This is a genomic window from Phaeovulum vinaykumarii, assembly GCF_900156695.1.
Classification (GTDB): domain Bacteria; phylum Pseudomonadota; class Alphaproteobacteria; order Rhodobacterales; family Rhodobacteraceae; genus Bieblia_A; species Bieblia_A vinaykumarii.
Map to the genome: position 1 here is coordinate 1 of NZ_FTOM01000005.1, position 19,459 is coordinate 19,459.

Genomic DNA, 19,459 nt, shown 5'->3' on the forward strand with positions numbered 1-19,459 from the left:
CCATCAACGGTCTCTACAAGGCCGAGATCATCCATCGCCGCGGCCCTTGGCGCAGCTTCGAGGCCGTCGAATACGCGACGCTCGAATGGGGCGACTGGTTCAACAATCACCGCCTCCTCGAGCCTATCGGGAATATCCCGCCCGCAGAGGCAGAGGCCAACTTCTACGCAGATCTGGAAACTGAGGACATGGCCGCGTAACTAACGAAAATCAGCCTCCGGAAAAACCGGCGCGGTTCACCGGCGCTTGAGCGCTTCGTTATAGGCCGGCCAGTTCCTGGTCCTGTAGGCAGGAGGTGTAGCTCTGCTCATGACGCCCAGCTACCACGCTGGGTTCACAAGATGAATCCCTCACAGGATTTGTGCAACAGAGCCGGCGAAGATGGAAAACAAACCGACAAGACCGAAACGCGGCAGGTATTACAGAATCTTGAAAGACCAACGTACGGCGACACGGCCGGACGGGGGATGACCCAGGCCCGGGGGCAGGCGTTCGGCGCCACGGGGTGCGCCGCGCCGGACCTGTCGCCGGGCCTGTCGCCGCGCCTCAGGAGCTGCCCGAATAGGGGGCGAAGCGCGCCTCCTCGGGGCGCAGCGCCAGCGGCTTGCCCAGCATCGGAAAGGCCCGCTGCGGGCAATCGGGACGGTCGCACAGCTTGCAGCCCGGTCCGATCCGGGTGGCCAGATCGGGCGCCTTCAGGTTCAGCCCGCGCGCATAGACCAGGCGCTCGGCATGGGCCAGATCGCAGCCCAGCGCCACGGCGAAACGTTTTTCCGGCGCACCGAAGCCGCCCCCCCCCTGCCGCACCTGCCGCGCGATCCACAGATAGGACCGACCGTCGGGCATCTGCGCCACCTGGCGCAGCACTTCGCCGGGGCGCGAGAACGCCGCGTAGATGTTCCACAAGGGGCAAGACCCCCCGATCCGCGAGAAGTGGAAATCGGTCGCGGATTGGCGCTTGGAGATGTTGCCGGCGCGGTCGACGCGGATGAAGAAGAACGGCACCCCGCGCGCCTCGGGGCGCTGCAAGGTGGACAGCCGGTGGCAGGTCGTCTCGAAGCCCACGCCGAACCGGCGGGCCAGAAGGTCGATGTCATAGGCCAGGCTCTCGGCCGCCTCCAGAAAGGCGCCATAGGGCATCAGCAGCGCGCCGGCATAGTAATTCGCAAGCCCCACCCGCAGAAGACGCTGGGCCTCGGGGTCAAGACCCGAGGCCGCGCACAGATCCCCGAGAACCGCGCCCTGTTCCAGGAAGGCAAGCTGGGTGGCGATCTGGAAGGCCTGCTGGCCGGGCGACAGATGCGCGCCCAGATAGAGCACGCCCGCCGCCGCATCGAAGCGCCGCAAGGCGCCGTCGGTCGTCTGCGCCAGCCGGATGCCGTGCGCGCGCTGAAGCCGCGCGCCCAGCGCCGGCGCCATCCGCCCCACGGGCAGATCCGCGGCCACCGCCTCGGCGGCCCCATCCAGCGCGGGGACATGATTGCGGCGGTCGTAGAACCAGTCCCGCACCGCCTCGAAACTGGCCGGCGGGGTCGCGGGGGCGGGCGTGCTCAGCCGGCCGGCCAGCGCATCGGCGCGTTCGGACAGATCCCGCAGCCGCGCCTGCATGGCCACGATCGTGCGCGCCACCTCGGGCATGTTGGCGGCCAGGTCGCGCAGCTCGGCATGGCTGACCGCGGCGCCCTGATCGGCCAGCGCGCCGCGCAATTCGGCGATCAGCCGCGGCTCGTCGGCATCCGAGAACAGCTGCACGTCAAGGCCAAAGGCGGCGTTGAGTTTCAGCAGCACCGGCACGGTCAGGGGGCGCTGGTTGTTCTCGATCTGGTTGAGATAGCTTGCCGAGATCCCGAGACTGCGGGCCAGCGACGCCTGGGTGATCCCGCGCTCCTCGCGCAGACGCCGCAGCCTGAGGCCCATGAATGTCTTTGCCATCTTCGCAACCTTCGCAATTCACTGCGCCGCCCTTCGCAAAACAACGCCTTTTCAATACTTTATCAGACAAGAAAAAGAACCGATAGCTGCCTTTGCCAATTTTGCAAAGGTCGCCCATGTCTCCCCCTGCGCTTCCCCGATCCGGTGCCGTGACATCACCGCCCGCCGTTCTTGTCGAGATGATCTTCCCCGAACAGGCGAACCACTATGGCACGCTCTTCGGCGGGGCCGCGCTGGCGCTGATGGCGCGTGCCGCCTTCGTGACCGCAAGTCGGCGTTGCCGGGGGCCGGTGGTGATGGCGCGCTCGGAACGGGTGGATTTCACCACGCCGATCCGGATCGGGGAAATGCTGGAGCTGCGCGCCGAGATCCTGCGCGAAGGGCGCAGTTCGCTCACCGTGGGGGTCGAGGGCATCGCCCAGCCGATCGGCCCTGAAGCCCCCCGCCCCGCCCTGCAAGGACAGTTCGAGATGGTCGCCGTGGACGCCCATGGCCGGCCCCGCCCGCTTGATCAGACATCTGCTTGAACCGACGAGGAAAGACCCGATGAAGACCCATGTTCTGCGCAGCTATCGTTCGGCCGAGGCCCTGCCGCGCCCCGAGCAGCTGGCCTGGAAAATCGCCGAAGTGGCCGCCGATCCGGTGGCGGTGCGGCCCGATGTCTCGGAGATGATCATCAACCGGATCATCGACAATGCCGCGGTGGCGGCGGCAGCGGTCGCGCGGCATCCCGTGGCCTCGGCCCGCGCGCAGGCCATCTGCCACCCGATGCGCCGCGGCGCGACGATCTTCGGGCTGCCGCACACCACGCGCGTCTCGCCCGAATGGGCGGCCTGGGCCAATGGCACGGCCGTGCGCGAGCTGGATTTCCACGACACCTTCCTGGCCGCCGATTACAGCCACCCCGGCGACAACATCCCCCCGATCCTGGCGGTGGCGCAGCATTGCGGGCGTTCGGGGGCGGATCTGATCCGCGCGATCGCCACCGGCTACGAGATCCAGGTCGAGCTGGTGCGCGGCATCTGCCTGCACGAACACAAGATCGACCATATCGCGCATCTGGGCCCGTCGGCGGCGGCGGGGATCGGCACGCTTCTGAACCTGCCCGTGGAGACGATCTATCAGGCCATTCAGCAGGCGCTGCATGTAACCACCACCACCCGCCAGAGCCGCAAGGGCGAAATCTCGAGCTGGAAGGCCTTTGCCCCCGCCTTTGCCGGCAAGATGGCCATCGAGGCCGTGGACCGGGCCCTGCGCGGCGAGGGCGCCCCCAGCCCCGCCTGGGAAGGCGAGGACGGGTTCATTGCCTGGATGCTTTCGGGGCCCGAGGCGCGCTATCAGGTGCGGCTGCCCGAACCGGGCGAGGCCAAGCGCGCGATCCTCGACACCTACACCAAGGAATATTCGGCCGAATACCAGAGCCAGGCGCTGATCGACCTGGCCCGCCGGCTGGGCCCGAAGATCGGCGATCTGCGGCAGGTCGAACGCATCGTCATCCATACCTCGCATCACACCCACCACGTGATCGGCACCGGCGCGAACGATCCGCAGAAGATGGACCCCGAGGCCAGCCGCGAGACGCTGGATCATTCCATCATGTATATCTTTGCGGTGGCGCTCGAGGATGGCGGCTGGCACCACGAGAAGAGCTATGCCCCCGCCCGCGCGCGCCGGCCCGCGACGGTGGCGCTGTGGCACAAGATCTCGACCGTGGAAGACCCCGAATGGACGCGCCGCTATCACGCGCGCGATCCCGACGAAAAGGCCTTCGGCGGCCGGGTCGTGGTGACGCTGAAGGACGGGCGCGTGATCACGGACGAACTGGCGCTGGCGGATGCGCATCCCGACGGGGCCCGCCCCTTCGCGCGCGCCAATTACGTGCGCAAGTTCCTGACGCTGTCCGACGGCATCCTGACCCCGACCGAACAGTCGCGCTTTCTCGACGCCGCCGAGAACCTTGCCGATATCCCCGCCGACGGGCTCGGCATCCTGAACTTTGCCGTCGCGGCCGACAAGCTTGGCACGCCCAGCCTGCGCGGCATCTTCGACTGGGACTGAGGAGAAATGCACATGTCCGGTTCGATCCTGAAACCGAAGAAATCCGTGGCGCTCTCGGGCGTCGTTGCCGGCAACACCGCGCTGTGCAGTGTCGGCCAATCCGGCAATGACCTGAATTACCGCGGGTTCGATATTCTCGATATCGCCGAGGCCTGCGATTACGAGGAGGTGGCGCATCTGCTCATCCATGGCAGCCTGCCGACGATGGCGGAACTGGCCGCCTACCGCGCCAAGCTGCGGGCGTTGCGCGGCCTGCCGCTGGCGGTGCGCCAGACGCTCGAGGCGATCCCGGCGGCCGCGCATCCGATGGATGTGCTGCGCTCGGGCGTCTCGGCGCTGGGCTGCGTGCTGCCCGAAGCGGCCGATCACAACGCCCCCGGCGCGCGCGACATTGCCGACCGGCTGATCGCGGTGCAGGGCTCGATGCTGCTCTATTGGTATCATTTCGCGCAGAATGGCCGACGCATCGAGGTCGAGACCGACGACGACAGCATCGCGGCGCATTTCCTGCATCTGCTGCACGGGCGGCGCGCCGACGAAAGCGAGGTGCGCGCGCTGCATACCACGCTGAACCTTTACGCCGAGCACGAATTCAACGCCTCGACCTTTACCGCGCGCACCATCGCCGGGACCGGATCGGACGTCTATTCCTGCATCGCCGGCGCCATCGGGGCCTTGCGCGGGCCCAAGCACGGCGGCGCGAACGAGCAGGCCTTCGAGATCCAGAAGCGCTATGCCACCCCCGACGAGGCCGAGGCCGACATCCGCGCCCGCGTGGCGGCGAAACAGGTCATCATCGGGTTCGGCCACCCCGTCTACACGATCGCCGATCCGCGCAACGTGGTCATCAAGCGCGTGGCGCGGCGGCTGGCGCTGCAACAGGGCGCGGGGCGGATGTTCGACATCGCCGAGCGGATCGAACAGGTGATGCAGGACACCAAGGGGATGTTCCCCAACCTCGACTGGTATTCCGCGGTCTCCTATCATCACCTGGGCGTTCCGACGATGATGTTCACCCCGATCTTCGTGATTGCGCGCACGGCGGGTTGGGGGGCGCATGTGGTCGAACAGCGCCTGGATGGCAAGATCATCCGCCCCTCGGCCCATTACACCGGCCCCGATGCGCGGGCCTTCCAGCCCATCGAAGCGCGCGGCGGCCTGCTGCCGGCGCCCCTTCAGCCATCTCTTCAGGCGGAGTGAGACATGCCCTATCTGATCGGTTCCGAACATCCCGCGGCCCCGGCCGGCGCCCGGTTTCGCGCCGCCCTCGCCCGCCCCGGCATCCTGCGCCTTCCCGGCGCCCATAACGGCATGGCCGCGCTTCAGGCGCGCGCGGCGGGCTTCGAGGCGCTCTATCTCTCGGGCGCGGCGATGACGGCGCAGATGGGCCTGCCCGATCTGGGCATTCTCACCGTGGACGAGGTCGCCTTCTTCATCCGCCAGATCACCCGCGCCTGCGGGCTGCCGCTTCTGGTCGATGGCGACACCGGCTATGGCGAGGCGCTCAACGTCATGCATATGGTGCGGGTGTTCGAGGAGGCCGGCGCCGCGGCGGTCCATCTCGAAGACCAGCTTCTGCCCAAGAAATGCGGGCATCTGAACGACAAGAAGCTGGCCCTGCCCGCCGAGATGGCCGCCAAGGTCGCCGCCGCGGTGCGCGCGCGGCGGCATCTGGTGGTGATCGCGCGCACCGATGCGGCCGCGGCCGAAGGGCTCGAGGGGGCGGTGGCGCGCGCCCGGCTCTATGTCGAGGCCGGCGCGGATGCGATCTTCCCCGAGGCGCTGACCTCTGTCGAGATGTTCCGCGAGATGCGCGCCCGGCTGCCCGGCGTGCCGCTGCTGGCCAACATGACCGAATTCGGCCGCACCCCGCAACTGACGGCGGACGAGTTCGAAGCCCTGGGCTATGAGATGGTGATCTGGCCGGTGTCGTCGCTGCGGGTGGCCAACAAGGCGCAGGAGCGGCTTTATGCGGCGCTGGCGCGCGACGGGGCCACCACCGCGATGCTGCCCGAGATGCAGAGCCGCGCCGAGCTTTATGCAACGATCGGGCTGGCCGATTTCGAGGCGCTCGATACCTCGATCGCGCAGAGCGTTTTGCCGCAGCCGGACTGAGCCCGAGACCTGCGGCGAAAAGGGCCCACCGCCTGCGGGGCGCGCCGGACGGGCGCGCCCCCTTCGCGTTTGGGCCCCTTGCGTGTCCCCTTGCGTGCGGCGGGGCATGCGCCTAACCGGCCGCACGCGCCGGATCGACGGCCTCAACATCGGGCGCAAGATGAAGCTGCCGATCGGTCGTCCGGGCGATCAGATCGGGGTTGTGACTGACCAGAAGGACCGCGATCCCCCGCGTCCGGGCAAGCTCTGTCAGCAGCCCGATCACCGCGCGCTGGGTCAAGGGATCCAGACGCGAGCTGGGCTCGTCGGCAAACAGCAGCACCGGATCGAGCAGCAGCGCACGGGCAATGGCAAGGCGCTGCAACTCGCCCCCCGAAACCGCATCCGGCAAGCGCTCCAGAAGCGCCGGGTCCAGATGCAGGCGCGCCATCAGCGGGGCCAGACGGGTTTCGTCGACGCCATGCAGGGCCATCAGATCGCGCAGCCCGCGCCCCAGGGTCTGATGCGGCGCAAAGGCGGCGGGCGGGTCTTGCCAGAGCTTCTGGAACCGGATCGGCGCAAGCCCCGCGCCGCGCGTGATCTGCCCCGCAACCGGCGCGATCAGCCCCAGAAGCGCATCCCCCAGCGAGGATTTGCCCACGCCCGAGGGCCCGCACAGCCCCACCACCTCGCCCGCGTGCAGCGTGATGTCGACCCCCGAGAACAGCAGCCTGCCGCCGCGGGCAACCGCCAGCCCCGTCCCGCTCAGAACCGGCGCGCCCGGCGTCGGCGGGGGGGGCGCGGGCCAGTGGCGCGGCTCGGCGGCCACAAGTGCGGCGGTGTAGCTGTCCTGCGGCCGGTGCAGAACCTGCGCGGCGGGGCCGCGTTCGACGACCTTACCCTCGCGCAGGACGATGACCTCGCCGCCCAGCATCTCGGCCAGCTCCAGATCATGGGTGATCGTCACAAGGGCGCCGCCGGTCTCGGTGACGATGCGCAGGCGGCGGGCCACCTCGTCGCGACGGGCCAGGTCCAGCCCCTTGCTGGGCTCGTCTGCGACCACGATCCGCGCGCCCCCGGCCCGTGCCGCGGCAATGGCCAGACGCTGCGCCATGCCGCCGGACAATTCGAACGGATAGCGGTCAGCCGCCGCGGTCAGCTCCAGCGCCTCCAGATCCGCCTGCGTCGCCCGGCGGGGGGTGTCGCTCTGCGCGACCAGACGATGCACCTCCTCGACCTGGCCCCCGGCCCGCATCAGCGGGTCAAGCGCGCGCCAGGGCTCCTGCGGCAGGACCGAGATCGCACGCCCCCACAGCCCCGCCAGCGCCTGCGGGGCGTCAACGGGAACCTGCCGGCCCAGAACGGCAAGCGTGCCGCGGGCGCGCAGCCCCGCCGGCAAGGTGCCCAGAAGCGCCTGGGCAAACAGGCTCTTGCCCGATCCGGTCTCGCCGATCAGCGTGACCGACTGGCCGGCCGCCAACGCCAGCGAGATCGGCGCGACCATCTCCGCCGTCGGGCCGTCAACGGCCAGTTCCTTTACTGAAAGCAGGGTCATGCGCGCGTCTCTCCCGCGACAAGTGTCAGCGCCAGCAGCGTGATCAGCGTGGCGGCGACAGGTTGGGCCAGCGCCCAGGGCGCTTCGCGCCAATAGGGCAGCAATTCGACCATCATCAGTCCCAGCTCGGGCGTGGGTGCCCGCATGCCCACCGACACGAAGCCCAGCGCGGCAATCCCCATCACCACCGCAGCAAAGGTCAGCGCGAAGGTCGCGCGCAGCACCGGCGCCAGTTCCGGCCACAGATGCACGCGGAAGATGTAAAGCGGGCCAAAGCCCAAAAGGCGCGCGGCCGCAACCGCGGGCGCGGCAAGCCGGGCGCGGATCGTGGCGCGGGTCAGGCGGAAGATCTCGATCCACAGCGTGGCCGACAGCCCCGCCCAGAAGGCCAGCGGCTGATTGGGCAGGATGATCCCGGCGATCAGCACGACCAGCAGCGCCGGCAGCGCCACGACGCTGTCGGCCAGAAGCGTCAGCCCCCGGTCGATCCAGCCGCCGCGCCAGCTGGCCAGCGTGCCCAGCGCCACGCCGATGATCGCCGTCGTGACCAGCGTCGCCGCGGCCAGCCCCAGCGACAGCCGCAGCGCCGAGGCCAGACGCGCGGTCATCGACCGGCCCAGGTGATCGTGGCCCAGCCAATTCTCCGCCGAGGGCGGCGCAAGCGACTGCATCAGGCTCTGCGCCACCGGATCGGCCGGATGGAGAAGCGGCACCCCGAACGCGAAGGCCAGCACCGCGATCAGGAGGGCCGCACCAACATGAGACGCGGTCATCGGCGCACCTCCCGCGGGTCGAGAAGCCGCACGGCGATATCGGCCAGCGCATTGACCAGCACAAAGCCCAGCCCCATCACCAGCGCGGTCCCCTGCACCATCGGCACGTCGCGGTGAAAGACGGCGTGCACCAGCGCATGGCCGATGCCGGGCCAGCCGAAGATCGTCTCGACGACCACGACCCCCTCCATCAGCGCCACGAATTGCGTGGCCATCAACGTCAGCACCGGCACCGCGACATGGCGCAGCCCGTGCCGGCGCAGCACCTGGCCTTCGCTCAGCCCCTTCCAGCGGGCAAAGCGCCACCAGTCAGAGCCGCGCGCCTGAACCAGCGCCTCGCGGGTGATCCGCGTGCTCGCCGCCGCCAGCCCGAGCGCCAGCGTCAGCGCCGGCAGGATCAGATGCTGCGGGGCGCCATGGCCCGCCGCCGGCAGCAGCCCCAGCGCGATGGCGACGACCACGATCAGCACCAGCCCCAGCAGGAATTGCGGCGTCGCCTTCAGGCTGGCGGCCAGCAGCAGCGTCAGACGGTCGAAGGCGCCGCCGGGGCGCAGACCGGCCAGAAGGCCCAGCGGCGGCCCGATCAGCAGCGACAGCACGATCGCCATGCCGGCCAGCGTGGCGGTGGCGCCCAGCTGGTGCCCGATCTCGGCCGAGACCGGCAGCCCCGAGACCAGCGACACCCCCAGATCCCCGCGCACCAGCCCCGCAAACCAGCCCAGGAACGCCCCCACCCCGGCGGGATCGCCAAGCTGGGCGCGCACGATTTCGGCGTTCTGCGCGGTGATGTTGTCATAGCCGAACCGGGCGCCGGCGATCCGCATCACCATGTCGCCCGGCAAGGCGCGCATCATCAGAAAGCTGAGGATGGCGACAAGCACCGCCACCATCCCCGCCTGCGCCAGCCGCCATCCCAGCGCCGGGATCATTCGGCCCACTCCACCGACTTGAGGCCCAGCGTGCGTTCGAACGGATCGAGCACGACGCCCGTGATCCCCTTCGAGACGGCCATGGTCTGCTGATACCAGGCGATGGGCAGAACCGGCAGCTCGGCCTGCATCGTGGCAACCAGGGACGCGCGCGTGCCGTCGGGAGCCACGCCTTCGGCCATGGCCCGCACGCCTTCAGTGAAGGCGGGGTTCGACCAGCCCATCGCGCCCCAGTCCCCGCCCGGCGCGTAATCCTGCAACAGCGTGCCGACCGGGTCGGGGACCAGCGCGAAATTGCGCGCAAACAGCGCGGTATCCAGCGTGCCGTCGTTATGGCGGGTGGGGATCTCGGTGTAATTGGTCGCATTGATCGTGGCCCGGGCGCCGATGGCGGCAAAGGCCTGTTCCAGAACGGCGGCGACCAGCGGCAGCTCGGGACGGTCGGGATAGGTCAGGATCTCGATCTCGAGCTTTTCGCCCTGCCGTTCCAGAATGCCGTCCGGCCCGGCCTGCCATCCCAGCGCCGCAAGTGCCGCGCGCGCCGCCGCCGGATCATAGGCCAGCGGCGCCAGGCTGCTGTCATGCCAGCCGGCCATGCCCGGCGGAAACATCTGCGTGGCCCCCGCCGGATAGCGCAACACCGCCCGCGCGATGCCGTCGCGGTCGATCGCCAGGCTCAGCGCCCGGCGCATGTCGGCATCATAGCGCGCCCCATTGACCTTCAGCATCAGCACCCGCGGAATGGCCACCGAGAGAACATCGAGACCATCGGCCATGCGCAGCCGGCTGACCGAGGCGGGATCGAGGTTGATCGTCACATCGGCATCGCCGCTCTCGGCCATGAGCGCCCGCGTCTCGGCGCGGCTGGCGGCGGTATAGACCGCCTTCGGAATGGCCGGCGGGGCGCCCCAGTAGCCGTCGAAGGCCTCGACGGCCAGCGTGTTGGGCGGCGCAAGTTCGCGCACCCGATAGGCGCCGGTTCCGATCAGCGCGGTGATGCTGCCATCGGCGGCAATCGCCGAAGGGGCCACGATGGCCGAGCGGTATTCCGCCAGCATCGCCGGCAGCATGGCAAAGGGGCTCTCGAGCCGGATCTCCAGCCGATGGGCGCCCGCGGCGCGGATCTCGGCGACGGGCGCGCGGGCCAGAAGGCCGCCGTTTTGCAAGGCGCGGTTGAGCGCGGTGGCAACGGCCGCCCCGTCCATGGGCGTGCCATCGTGAAAGCGCACCCCCTCACGCAGATCAAGGCGCCAGGTCAGACCGTCCGGCGTCACCTCCCAGGCCGTGGCCAGAGCGGGCCGCAGACGGCCTTCGGCATCGGCGTCGATCAGGGTCTCGACGACATCCATCTTCAGGAAGATGTTGCCCGACTGGATCGGGTCGGGCCCTTTCAGCTCGAAGGGGGCGACGACATCAAGAACGCCGTCATTGGCCTGGGCGGGCAGCGCTGCGGTGAAAAGCATCAGGGCAAGGCATGTGGGTCGGATCATTCTGGGCTCCGTGCAGGGGCGCGTCAGCAAAGACGGCCCTGAAAACAGGGGACAATCCCCGGTCCTGCCGCCAAAGCGGGGAAACCGGGCCTGGGGTCAGATCAAGGGGGTGAAGGCCGGCCGCGCGCGGCGCAGACAGCTGTCAGATCTGGGGAAAACGACAAATGCGCGCTGACATGCCGCAGCATGTTACGCGCGCCAAGGCGTCGATCAGCATCATCTTGGTCTCCTTTCCGGGCATCCCCGCCCGGCTTGAGGGTCTATCGGATGATGGCAGGTCTCCTGACTTGCGGGTCATGGCTGGCGCGATCCTTCCCGACCCGATCCGGATCAGTGGAGCCTTTCGCGCGTGCTATCCGCCTACAGTTGCGGGGGCAGTCGCGGATTTGGCGCCTGTCCGGCACCGCACCGCGTTCCCTTTTCATCCCTGGGGGGGCAAGCCCCTTCGGGAACCATCCCGAAATCGGTAGCAAATGCCGGGGAGCCTCCACAAGTGGGAAAACGCGCAGCCGTTATCCGCCGCGCCCCCGACGCGCATCAGCCGGAAGGGACGCCCGGCGGGCGTTGCAAACGACGGGCAAAACGGACAGGGCGGACTGCGCAGCAGTTCAGTTGCGCAAGGCGGGTCGCCCATTGCTGTGCGCTGGACGGGCAAACCGCGGACGTGCCGGCCGTCAGCGACTTGATCCTGCAGGCACCGAAGGTCTGCACAACGAAAGCGACCGAGCAACGGGCATTCGCCACAGCCTCGGCCACCACCGGCGCCCCTGTGCCGATGGCGCGTTTGCGGCTGCGACGCCGACACACGAACGGATCTTTTCTCTCTCACCGGAACGCCGAAAAGCAACGGACAAGGCTGGGATCATGCGCAGCCCAACCACTGATGCCCCGTCGCTGGAGGATGCATCACGCCCTTGCCGAGCGCCGCGCGCCGGAGTTCGAACGAACCAGAGAGCCACGCGCCTTGCCGGCGCCACTTCTGGCCCGTCGCGATGCGGGGGAAGACTGGCGCGTCCCCGACCTTTACGCCCTGAGCGTACCGACGGCCGATCCGCAGCGGTCAATGTCCCGCGCCAGCAAGAGGAGTATGGCAGTGTTCCGCGTTGAAGTGAACGACAAGCAGATCACCGCCGCACGGGACGGGCTCGAGGGCACCAATCCGGCGAACATGGAAAACGCGCTCGAGACCAATTTCGAGTTCTGGATCGACAACGACACCGAGCTGAACGAGCGCGTCAACGCCTGGCTTGTGAACTGATCCCGCCATTTGCGGATCCTGCGCGTCTCTTCCCCGCGAGCTTTTCATGGCAGCGGCCGCCGGGAAGGGCGGCAACGGAAAACGGCGCGCCGCTCGCATGCGGAGATCAGATGGGCCTCAGAGAATGAAATCCGAGGCGGCCAGACCGGTGACCCCGGCCAGACAGACGGTCATCCCGGCAGTGCCGTTGCCGTCGAGGTCGGCCTGCACGCAGACGCCCGAACTGCCCTGAACCCCGAACTGCCCTGAACATAGCCGATCTCGGTGCTGCCGCCGGCGCTGAAGGCCGCCTTCCCGACGAAGCTGCTGCCCGAGAAGATCGAGAAATCCAGATGATCGGTGCCGCGGGTGAAATCGGTGACGATATCGCGCGCCGCCCCCAGGCCGCTGTCGGCGGTGGTGTAATAGACGACCTGTCGGCCCCGGCGGGGGCGGCAAAGTTCATGTCGATCTATCTTTTGCTGGCGATCGGCTTCAAGGGCGGGGTCAGCCTGGCCACGCATGGCATCCGCGCCGATCTGTTCGTGACGCTGCTGGCGGGAGTTGCCCTCTCGCTGCTGATCCCGGTTCCGGCCCATGCGCAGCTGCGGGCGATGACCCGGCTCGACCGGCTGAATGCGGCGGCGGTTGCGGGGCATTACGGCTCGATCTCGATCGTGACCTTCGTCACCGCGACAGCGTGCTTGACGGGGCCGGGATCGCCCATGACGGCTACATGGTCGCGGTCGCCGCCGCGACGGAGGCCCCGGCCATCGTCTCGGCACGGTGGCTGGCGCATCGCGGCGGCGACGCGGCGGCAAGGCCGATCCGGCTTGGACGCGAGGTGCTGGCCAATGGCTCGATCGTGCTTCTGGTCAGCGCCTTCGGCATCGGCGCGCGGGCCGGAGACCGGGGGATGGAGACCGGGGGGATGAAGACCGGGGGATGGAGATGATCGCCCCCTTCATCTTGACGCCCTTCACCGGTATCCTGTGTCTGTTCCTGCTAGACATGGGCGTGACGGCGGGGCGCAGCCTGATCGGTGTCCGGCATTTTCTGACGCCCGGACTACTCGCGGCGGGCGTGCTGATCCAGCTCGTCGGGGCGGCGCTGGGGACCGGCACGCTGATCGGGCTTTCGGGGGGCAGCCTGTTCCGGCTTGTGGTGCTGGCGGCCTCGGCCTCCTATATCGCGGTGCCGACGGCAATGCGGATGGCGCTGCCCGAAGCCGAGCCGGGGATCTCGCTGACGATGGCGCTGGGGGTGAGCTTCCCCTTCAACCTGACCTTCGGCATGCCGCTTTATCATTGGCTGACGCACCGAGGCGGGGCGCCGCGGGCCAGATGCGCCAGAAAGGCCGTCGCCGCCACCGACAGATGCTTGCCGCGCGGATGCGCGACGTTCCACGTCCGCATCAACGGAAAGCCCTGCACATCCAGCACCACCAGCCGCCCGGTGTCGACCTCGAGCGTGATCGTGTCCTGCGACAGGATCGCCAGCCCCAGCCCCGCCGCCACCGCCGCCTTGATCGCCTCGTTCGAGCCAAGCTCCATCCGCACCTGCGGCCGGATGCCTTTCTCGGAAAAGAACTTTTCCGCCGCGGCCCTGGTCCCGGATCCGGGCTCGCGCAAGATGAAGGGCGCCTCGGCAAGCGCGGCAAAGGGCACCGCGGTTCCGCCCGCCAGCGGATGGCCCGGCGGCGCCAGCACCAGAATCGGGTTGCGCGCAATCGGATTGGCGATGACGTCAAGCCCCTCGGGCGGCTGGCCAAGGATGCACAGATCATCCTCGTTTGCGGCCAGACGCGCGATCACCGTCTGCCGGTTGGTGACAGTCAGCGCCACCTCGATGCCGGGGTTTTCGGTGCAGAAATCGCCCAGGAGCCGCGGCAGGAAGTATTGCGCGGTGGACACGATCGCCAGCCGCAGCCGCCCCCGCCGCAGCCCCTGCAGATCGGCAAGCTGCATCTCCAGCCGCTCGATCCCCTCCAGCGTCTCGCGTGCCGTGGACAGCACCGCCTGCCCCGCCTCGGTCAGGAAGAGCCGCTTGCCGATCCGGTCCAGCAGCACCGCTCCGAGCGCATCCTCGAGCTGCTTGACTTGAGTGAAAACCGCGGGCTGGGTCAGGTGCAGTTCCTCGGCGGCGCGGGTGTAGCTGGCGTGCCGGGCGACCGCGGCAAAGACCTGCAACTGGCGAAGCGTGCAACGCATGATAACCTTTTCCCTATTCTGTGACTAAAAAATATTCAGTTTTGTAAAGTCAATCAAGGCCACATAGTCCCCCCCGAGCCCCCAGCAACGGGCCAGCCACACGAGGGAACCATGGCAGCCAAGACCTATGACGCAGGTGTCAAAGACTACCGCTCGATCTATTGGGAACCGCAATATCAGGTGAAGGACAGCGACATCCTCGCCGTCTTCAAGGTGGTGCCGCAACCGGGCGTGAGCCGCGAGGAAGCCGCCGCCGCGGTCGCCGCCGAAAGCTCGACCGCGACCTGGACCACGGTCTGGACCGACCTTCTGACCGATCTCGACTACTACAAGGGCCGCGCCTATGCGATCGAGGATGTCCCCGGCAACGACGAGGCCTTTTATGCCTTCATCGCCTATCCGATGGACCTGTTCGAGGAAGGTTCGGTCGTCAACGTCTTCACCTCGCTGGTCGGAAACGTCTTCGGCTTCAAGGCGGTGCGGGCGCTGCGGCTGGAGGATGTGCGGTTTCCGCTGTGGTTCGTGATGACCTGCCCCGGCGCCCCGCACGGAATGAAGGTCGAACGCGACCTGCTGGACAAATACGGCCGCCCGCTTCTGGGCTGCACGATCAAGCCGAAGCTTGGTCTGTCGGCCAAGAACTACGGCCGTGCGGTCTATGAATGCCTGCGCGGCGGGCTTGATTTCACCAAGGACGACGAGAACGTCAACAGCCAACCTTTCCTGCGCTGGCGCGACCGCTTCCTGTTCTGTCAGGAGGCGATCCAGAAGGCCGAGGCCGAAACCGGCGAGCGCAAGGGCCATTACATGAACGTCACCGCCGGGACGATGGAGGAAATCTACGAACGCGCGGAATTTGCCAAGGAAATCGGCACGCCGATCATCATGTCGGATTATCTCACCGTCGGCTGGTCGGCACATACGAGCCTGTCGCGCTGGTGCCGCAAGAACGGGATGCTGCTGCATGTCCACCGCGCCATGCATGCGGTGATGGACCGCAACCCCAATCACGGCATCAACTTCCGGGTGCTGGCGAAAATCCTTCGGCTGATGGGGGGCGACCATCTGCATTCGGGCACTGTCGTCGGCAAGCTGGAAGGCGACCGCGAGGCGACGATCGGCTGGATCAACCTTTTGCGGGATCGTCACATCAAGGCCGACCGCTCGCGCGGGATCTTTTTCGATCAGGACTGGGGGCCGCAGCCGGGGCTGTTCCCGGTCGCCTCGGGCGGCATCCATGTCTGGCACATGCCGGCGCTGGTCTCGATCTTCGGCAATGACTCGGTGCTGCAATTCGGCGGCGGCACGCTCGGCCACCCCTGGGGCAATGCCGCGGGCGCCTGCGCGAACCGGGTGGCGCTGGAGGCCTGTGTGCAGGCCCGCAACGAGGGGCGCCAGCTGGAAAAGGAAGGCAAGGAGATCCTGACCAAGGCCGCGCAATCCAGCCCTGAGCTGCGCATGGCGATGGAGACCTGGAAGGAAATCAAGTTCGAATTCGACACCGTCGACAAGCTCGATGTGCAGCACCGCTGAGCCCCGGCCCGAAAGGACAGAAAGATGAGCACCATTCAGGATTACCCCTCCCGCCTCTCGCGCCCGGAAAGCCGCAAGATGGGCACCTTTTCCTATCTGCCGCCGATGGGCGAGGCCGAAATCCGCCATCAGGTCGAGTGGATCGTGCAGAATGGCTGGAACCCGGGGATCGAGCATACCGAGCCCGAATTCGCCGCCCAGATCTACTGGTACATGTGGAAACTGCCGATGTTCGGTGAAACCGATGTCGATGCGATCCTTGCCGAGCTGAAGGCCTGCCACGAGGCGAACCCCGGCCATCACGTTCGGCTGATCGGCTACGACAACTTCACCCAAAGCCAGGGCGCCAACATGATCGTCTATCGCGGCGCCACCGTCTGAGCTGAAAGCCTGCCCGCCGCCCCTTCCCTCCCGGCGGCGGGAAAATGGCCCGCCGCATCCTCCTCTGCGGCGGGCCCCCAATCCCACGAGGCGGCCATGAACGAGACCCTGAACGATCTGACCCAGCCTTTCCGCATCGCATCCGAACCCTGGTATCGCCCCGTCGCCGATGAAATCGCGCTGTTCGAGGCCGCCCATGCGGCGCGGATGCCGGTCATGCTCAAGGGCCCGACCGGCTGCGGCAAGACCCGCTTTGTCGAACACATGGCCTGGCGGCTGGGCAAGCCCTTGGTCACCGTCGCCTGCAACGAGGACATGACCGCCTCGGATCTTGTCGGGCGCTTCCTGCTCGATGCCGCAGGCACGCGCTGGCAGGATGGACCTTTGACCTTTGCCGCCCGTCACGGCGCCATCTGCTATCTGGATGAGGTCGTCGAGGCGCGGCAGGACACGACCATAGCCATCCACCCGCTGACCGACAATCGCCGCATCCTTCCGCTTGAAAAGAAAGGCGAATTGCTGCGCGCCCATCCAGATTTCCAGCTCGTGATCAGCTACAACCCCGGCTATCAGGCGCTGATGAAGGATCTCAAGCAATCGACGAAGCAGCGCTTTGGCGCGCTCGATTTCACCTGGCCCGATCATGGCGTCGAGGTGGAGATCGTCGCCCATGAAACCGGCATCGACCCGGCCCTGGCCGAAAAGCTGGTGGCGATTGCGGAACGGGCGCGCAACCTCAAGGGGCACGGGCTCGACGAGGGGATCTCGACGCGGATGCTGGTGCATGCGGGCGGGCTGATCGCGCAGGGCGTGGCGCCGCTGGCCGCCTGCCGTATGGCGCTGGTGCGCCCGATCACCGACGATCCCGACATGCGCGACGCGCTCGATGCCGCCGTCACCACCTATTTCTGAGGCCCGCCGTGTCCGTCGCCATGTCCGCCCCGCCTGCCTCCGAGCTCCTGCCCGATGCGGTGCAGGACACGTTCAAGCGCCTCGCCCCCGAGGCCGCGCGGCAGCTTTCGGCGCAGGGCCGCGCGGTCTGGCACGCGGGGGCGGCGGCGCTTGATCGCAGCGGCAAGGGCAGCGAGGCGGTGCAGGCCTGGGCCGAAGCCGCGCTGCCGGTCGCGCGCGATCTGGGCGAGGATGTGCTGCCCGACCTGATGCGGGCCTGTCTGGCGATGGCCGCGCGCACCTCGGGCGCGGTGATCGCGCGGGTGCTGACGACGGCGCCGCTCGCCGCGCGGCGGCTGGGCGATCCCGATCTGTTCCGTGCCTATCTGGGGTTTCTGGATCTGCTGCTGGCGCAGGCGCCGCGGGGGGTGCGGCCGATGCTGGATCAGCTCGACTCGCTTCTGGGCGTGCTCACGCTGGGCGGTCTGCGCCGCTGGGCGCTGTGGGGCGCCGAGATGCACCGCACGAATTACCCCGAACAGGCACGGTATTTCGCGCTGGAAAGCGCCGAGGCGCAGGCGGTTCTGCAACGCGAACGCAAGGGCGTGCTGTTTGTCGATATCCACCGCCGCATCGGCGCCTATCTGCGCGCGCTGTGGGGGCGGGACTTTCCGATGCGCCCGACCTCGGGCGATTTCGAAACGCGCGAGGGGCTGCGGCCCTATCTGGAAGCCGGGGTGATCCATCTGCCCGACGCCTGGGACGATGGGAACGGCGCGACCGGGCTTGATCTGTATCGCGCCGCCGCCGCCCATGCCGCCGCCCATCTGGCGGCGCGGCGCGGCCCGTTGCCGATGGAGGGGCTGAGCCTGCATCAGCGCGCCTGCATCGGGCTGATCGAGGATGCACGGGCCGAGGCGCTGGCGATCGCCCGCTTTCCCGGGCTGGGGGCGCTTTGGGCGCGGTTTCACACCGGCACCGGGGCGCTCGACCGCATCGCCCGCGCGCTGCTCTCGCCCGAGGCGCCGGAAACCGACGCCGACGCGCTTTGGGCCCGCGCGCAACTGGCCGGTGCCGATCTTGCCGACGAAACTGTCGCGCGGCGCATCGGCCTTGCGCTGGCCGAACGGCTGAACCCGCGCCTGCCCGCGCCCGCCCTGCCCTATCGCGACGACAACCGCGCGCTTTGGGAGGGAGACGAGAGCGACTGGTCCGAGGCCGCCGCGCCGCCCGCGCAGATCCGCCGGTATGTTTCTGTCTCCGAGCTGGTGAACGAGGTCGAGGTCGAAACCGCGGGGGACGACGCGCAGGAAATCCTTGTCTGCGCCACCGAGCTTTTCGACGATGACGGCAGCAGTTTCAATGCACGGGAGGGCCGCCCGCCCGTGGCGCCGCCGCGCCGCTACCCGGAATTCGACCATCGCACCGGGCTTGACCGGCCCGACTGGGCGACGGTGCATGACAAGCGCCCCCGCCCCGGCGATCCGGCCCTGACCGAGGCGATCTTGCAGGAGCACCGCCCGGTTCTGGCGCGGATGCGCCGGGTGCTGGAGGCGCTGCAGCCGCAGGGCGTGCAGCGATTGCGGCGGCTGGAAGACGGCGACGATCTGGACCTGAACGCCGCCATTGCCGCCCGGCTCGACATCCGGCTTGGCCGCCAGCCCGATCCGCGGGTGATGATGCGGCAGATCCGCCGCACCCGCGATGTGACGGTGCTGCTGCTGCTGGACCTTTCGGAATCCACCAACGATCCCACCGGCACCGATGGCCGCCGCCTGATCGAGGTGACACGCGAAGCCACCGTGCTGCTGGCCGAAGCGGTGCACCGCGTCGGCGACCCCTTCGCGCTGCACGGCTTCTGCTCGGATGGGCGGCACAATGTGTTTTATCAGCGTTTCAAGGACTTTACCGAGGACTGGGGCGCCGCGCCCAAGGCCCGGCTGGCGGGGATGGAGGGGCAGCTCTCGACCCGAATGGGCGCTGCGATCCGCCATGCGGGCTGGCATCTGGCCCAGCAGCGCGCGGCGCGCAAGCTGCTTTTGGTGCTGACCGACGGGGCGCCTGCCGATATCGACGAACGCGCGCCCGCGCATCTGCGTCACGACGCCCGCGCCGCGGTGGCCGAGGTCGCACGCCAGGGCGTGCAGCCCTTCTGCCTCAGCCTCGATCCCGAGGCGGATGCCTATGTGGCGCAGATCTTCGGACCGCGCGCCTATCAGATCCTTGACCGCGTCGAGCGCCTGCCCGAACGCCTGCCGCGCCTTTACGCCGGGCTCGCCCGCTGAGCAGAGTTGCAGGGATCGGTCGCGCCACGAGCCTCGGGACCACCTGCGGCAGGACAGCTCTTGGCCATATGCATTTCGAAACCGCGTTGTC

15 protein-coding genes, 3 pseudogenes and 1 riboswitch are annotated in these 19,459 nt (G+C 68.3%); of the genes and pseudogenes, 12 read left to right on the forward strand and 6 right to left on the reverse strand.

Translation table 11 applies throughout. The features are described from left to right. Positions 1-200, forward strand: a pseudogene (locus BW949_RS10730) (IS3 family transposase); the annotation flags it as partial. 346 nt (positions 201-546) lie between these two features. Here the strand turns inward: BW949_RS10730 and BW949_RS10740 are convergent. Further along, a complete protein-coding gene (locus BW949_RS10740; protein ID WP_076365967.1) occupies positions 547-1,932 on the reverse strand; it encodes a short-chain fatty acyl-CoA regulator family protein in 1,386 nt (461 codons plus the stop codon). A gap of 149 nt (positions 1,933-2,081) precedes the next feature. Between BW949_RS10740 and BW949_RS10745 the strand changes: the two genes are divergently transcribed. Genes BW949_RS10745 through prpB form a run of 4 tightly spaced genes read left to right on the forward strand, consistent with a single transcriptional unit; the run spans position 2,082 to position 6,105 of the window. Beyond that, on the forward strand, positions 2,082-2,459 hold the full coding sequence (locus tag BW949_RS10745; protein WP_235816276.1) for an acyl-CoA thioesterase: 378 nt from the start codon (positions 2,082-2,084) through the stop codon (positions 2,457-2,459). A 19-nt stretch (positions 2,460-2,478) separates the two neighbouring features. Further along, the gene (locus BW949_RS10750) at positions 2,479-3,990 is read left to right on the forward strand and encodes an MmgE/PrpD family protein (RefSeq protein ID WP_076365971.1); all 1,512 of its coding nucleotides are present in this window, start codon (positions 2,479-2,481) and stop codon (positions 3,988-3,990) included. 12 nt (positions 3,991-4,002) lie between these two features. Continuing rightward, a complete protein-coding gene (gene prpC, locus BW949_RS10755; protein WP_076365973.1) occupies positions 4,003-5,190 on the forward strand; it encodes a bifunctional 2-methylcitrate synthase/citrate synthase in 1,188 nt (395 codons plus the stop codon). 3 nt (positions 5,191-5,193) lie between these two features. Continuing rightward, positions 5,194-6,105, forward strand: coding sequence for a methylisocitrate lyase (prpB, locus tag BW949_RS10760; RefSeq protein WP_076365975.1), 912 nt, complete (start codon positions 5,194-5,196; stop codon positions 6,103-6,105). Positions 6,106-6,217: 112 nt separating this feature from the next. Here the strand turns inward: prpB and BW949_RS10765 are convergent, their stop codons facing one another. From BW949_RS10765 to BW949_RS10780, 4 genes are read right to left on the reverse strand one after another with little or no spacing between them, the layout of a single operon-like run. Next, positions 6,218-7,639: an ABC transporter ATP-binding protein gene (locus BW949_RS10765; protein ID WP_076365977.1), complete on the reverse strand. Its 1,422-nt coding sequence runs from the start codon at positions 7,637-7,639 to the stop codon at positions 6,218-6,220. Continuing rightward, the gene (locus BW949_RS10770) at positions 7,636-8,412 is read right to left on the reverse strand and encodes an ABC transporter permease (RefSeq protein WP_076365979.1); all 777 of its coding nucleotides are present in this window, start codon (positions 8,410-8,412) and stop codon (positions 7,636-7,638) included. Before BW949_RS10770 ends, BW949_RS10765 begins: the two co-directional genes overlap by 4 nt. Then, positions 8,409-9,341: an ABC transporter permease gene (locus BW949_RS10775; RefSeq protein WP_076365981.1), complete on the reverse strand. Its 933-nt coding sequence runs from the start codon at positions 9,339-9,341 to the stop codon at positions 8,409-8,411. Before BW949_RS10775 ends, BW949_RS10770 begins: the two co-directional genes overlap by 4 nt. Beyond that, the gene (locus BW949_RS10780) at positions 9,338-10,831 is read right to left on the reverse strand and encodes an ABC transporter substrate-binding protein (RefSeq protein ID WP_076365983.1); all 1,494 of its coding nucleotides are present in this window, start codon (positions 10,829-10,831) and stop codon (positions 9,338-9,340) included. The genes BW949_RS10775 and BW949_RS10780 overlap by 4 nt, the downstream gene beginning before the upstream one ends. 255 nt (positions 10,832-11,086) lie before the next feature. Next, a riboswitch (cobalamin riboswitch) is annotated at positions 11,087-11,303 on the reverse strand. Between the two features lie 621 nt (positions 11,304-11,924). Between BW949_RS10780 and BW949_RS17060 the strand changes: the two genes are divergently transcribed. From BW949_RS17060 to BW949_RS17740, 3 genes and pseudogenes are all read left to right on the forward strand, one after another. Continuing rightward, positions 11,925-12,089 (forward strand): hypothetical protein, encoded by a 165-nt coding sequence (locus BW949_RS17060; protein WP_159440065.1) that lies wholly within the window; start codon positions 11,925-11,927, stop codon positions 12,087-12,089. A gap of 443 nt (positions 12,090-12,532) precedes the next feature. Further along, positions 12,533-13,023: pseudogene (locus BW949_RS17735) on the forward strand (sodium-dependent bicarbonate transport family permease). Next, positions 13,020-13,322, forward strand: a pseudogene (locus BW949_RS17740) (sodium-dependent bicarbonate transport family permease); the annotation flags it as partial. The pseudogenes BW949_RS17735 and BW949_RS17740, both read left to right, overlap by 4 nt. 50 nt (positions 13,323-13,372) lie before the next feature. On the opposite strand, the gene BW949_RS10800 reads toward BW949_RS17740, so the two are convergent. After that, the gene (locus tag BW949_RS10800; RefSeq protein WP_076365987.1) at positions 13,373-14,278 is read right to left on the reverse strand and encodes a LysR family transcriptional regulator; all 906 of its coding nucleotides are present in this window, start codon (positions 14,276-14,278) and stop codon (positions 13,373-13,375) included. Positions 14,279-14,389: 111 nt separating this feature from the next. Here BW949_RS10800 and BW949_RS10805 point away from each other — a divergent pair, with 111 nt between their 5' ends. The 4 genes from BW949_RS10805 (at position 14,390) to BW949_RS10820 (ending at position 19,368) form a co-directional block, all read left to right on the forward strand. Next, positions 14,390-15,811 carry a form I ribulose bisphosphate carboxylase large subunit gene (locus BW949_RS10805; RefSeq protein WP_076365989.1) on the forward strand — a complete coding sequence of 474 codons (1,422 nt, stop codon included), beginning with the start codon at positions 14,390-14,392 and terminating at the stop codon, positions 15,809-15,811. A gap of 24 nt (positions 15,812-15,835) precedes the next feature. Continuing rightward, positions 15,836-16,192, forward strand: coding sequence for a ribulose bisphosphate carboxylase small subunit (locus BW949_RS10810; RefSeq protein ID WP_076365991.1), 357 nt, complete (start codon positions 15,836-15,838; stop codon positions 16,190-16,192). 96 nt (positions 16,193-16,288) lie between these two features. Further along, on the forward strand, positions 16,289-17,104 hold the full coding sequence (locus BW949_RS10815; protein WP_076365993.1) for a CbbQ/NirQ/NorQ/GpvN family protein: 816 nt from the start codon (positions 16,289-16,291) through the stop codon (positions 17,102-17,104). A 20-nt stretch (positions 17,105-17,124) separates the two neighbouring features. Beyond that, positions 17,125-19,368 (forward strand): nitric oxide reductase activation protein NorD, encoded by a 2,244-nt coding sequence (locus tag BW949_RS10820; protein ID WP_076365995.1) that lies wholly within the window; start codon positions 17,125-17,127, stop codon positions 19,366-19,368. The last annotated feature ends 91 nt before the right edge of the window (positions 19,369-19,459 follow it).

Bases quoted from the DNA above. Each gene is read 5' to 3' on its own strand.
- BW949_RS10740 (WP_076365967.1), bottom strand. From the start codon at position 1,932: ATGGCAAAGACATTCATGGGCCTCAGGCTGCGGCGTCTGCGCGAGGAG.
- BW949_RS10750 (WP_076365971.1), top strand. From the start codon at position 2,479: ATGAAGACCCATGTTCTGCGCAGCTATCGTTCGGCCGAGGCCCTGCCG.
- prpC (WP_076365973.1), top strand. From the start codon at position 4,003: ATGTCCGGTTCGATCCTGAAACCGAAGAAATCCGTGGCGCTCTCGGGC.
- prpB (WP_076365975.1), top strand. From the start codon at position 5,194: ATGCCCTATCTGATCGGTTCCGAACATCCCGCGGCCCCGGCCGGCGCC.
- BW949_RS10765 (WP_076365977.1), bottom strand. From the start codon at position 7,639: ATGACCCTGCTTTCAGTAAAGGAACTGGCCGTTGACGGCCCGACGGCG.
- BW949_RS10770 (WP_076365979.1), bottom strand. From the start codon at position 8,412: ATGACCGCGTCTCATGTTGGTGCGGCCCTCCTGATCGCGGTGCTGGCC.
- BW949_RS10775 (WP_076365981.1), bottom strand. From the start codon at position 9,341: ATGATCCCGGCGCTGGGATGGCGGCTGGCGCAGGCGGGGATGGTGGCG.
- BW949_RS10780 (WP_076365983.1), bottom strand. From the start codon at position 10,831: ATGATCCGACCCACATGCCTTGCCCTGATGCTTTTCACCGCAGCGCTG.
- BW949_RS10800 (WP_076365987.1), bottom strand. From the start codon at position 14,278: ATGCGTTGCACGCTTCGCCAGTTGCAGGTCTTTGCCGCGGTCGCCCGG.
- BW949_RS10805 (WP_076365989.1), top strand. From the start codon at position 14,390: ATGGCAGCCAAGACCTATGACGCAGGTGTCAAAGACTACCGCTCGATC.
- BW949_RS10810 (WP_076365991.1), top strand. From the start codon at position 15,836: ATGAGCACCATTCAGGATTACCCCTCCCGCCTCTCGCGCCCGGAAAGC.
- BW949_RS10815 (WP_076365993.1), top strand. From the start codon at position 16,289: ATGAACGAGACCCTGAACGATCTGACCCAGCCTTTCCGCATCGCATCC.
- BW949_RS10820 (WP_076365995.1), top strand. From the start codon at position 17,125: ATGTCCGCCCCGCCTGCCTCCGAGCTCCTGCCCGATGCGGTGCAGGAC.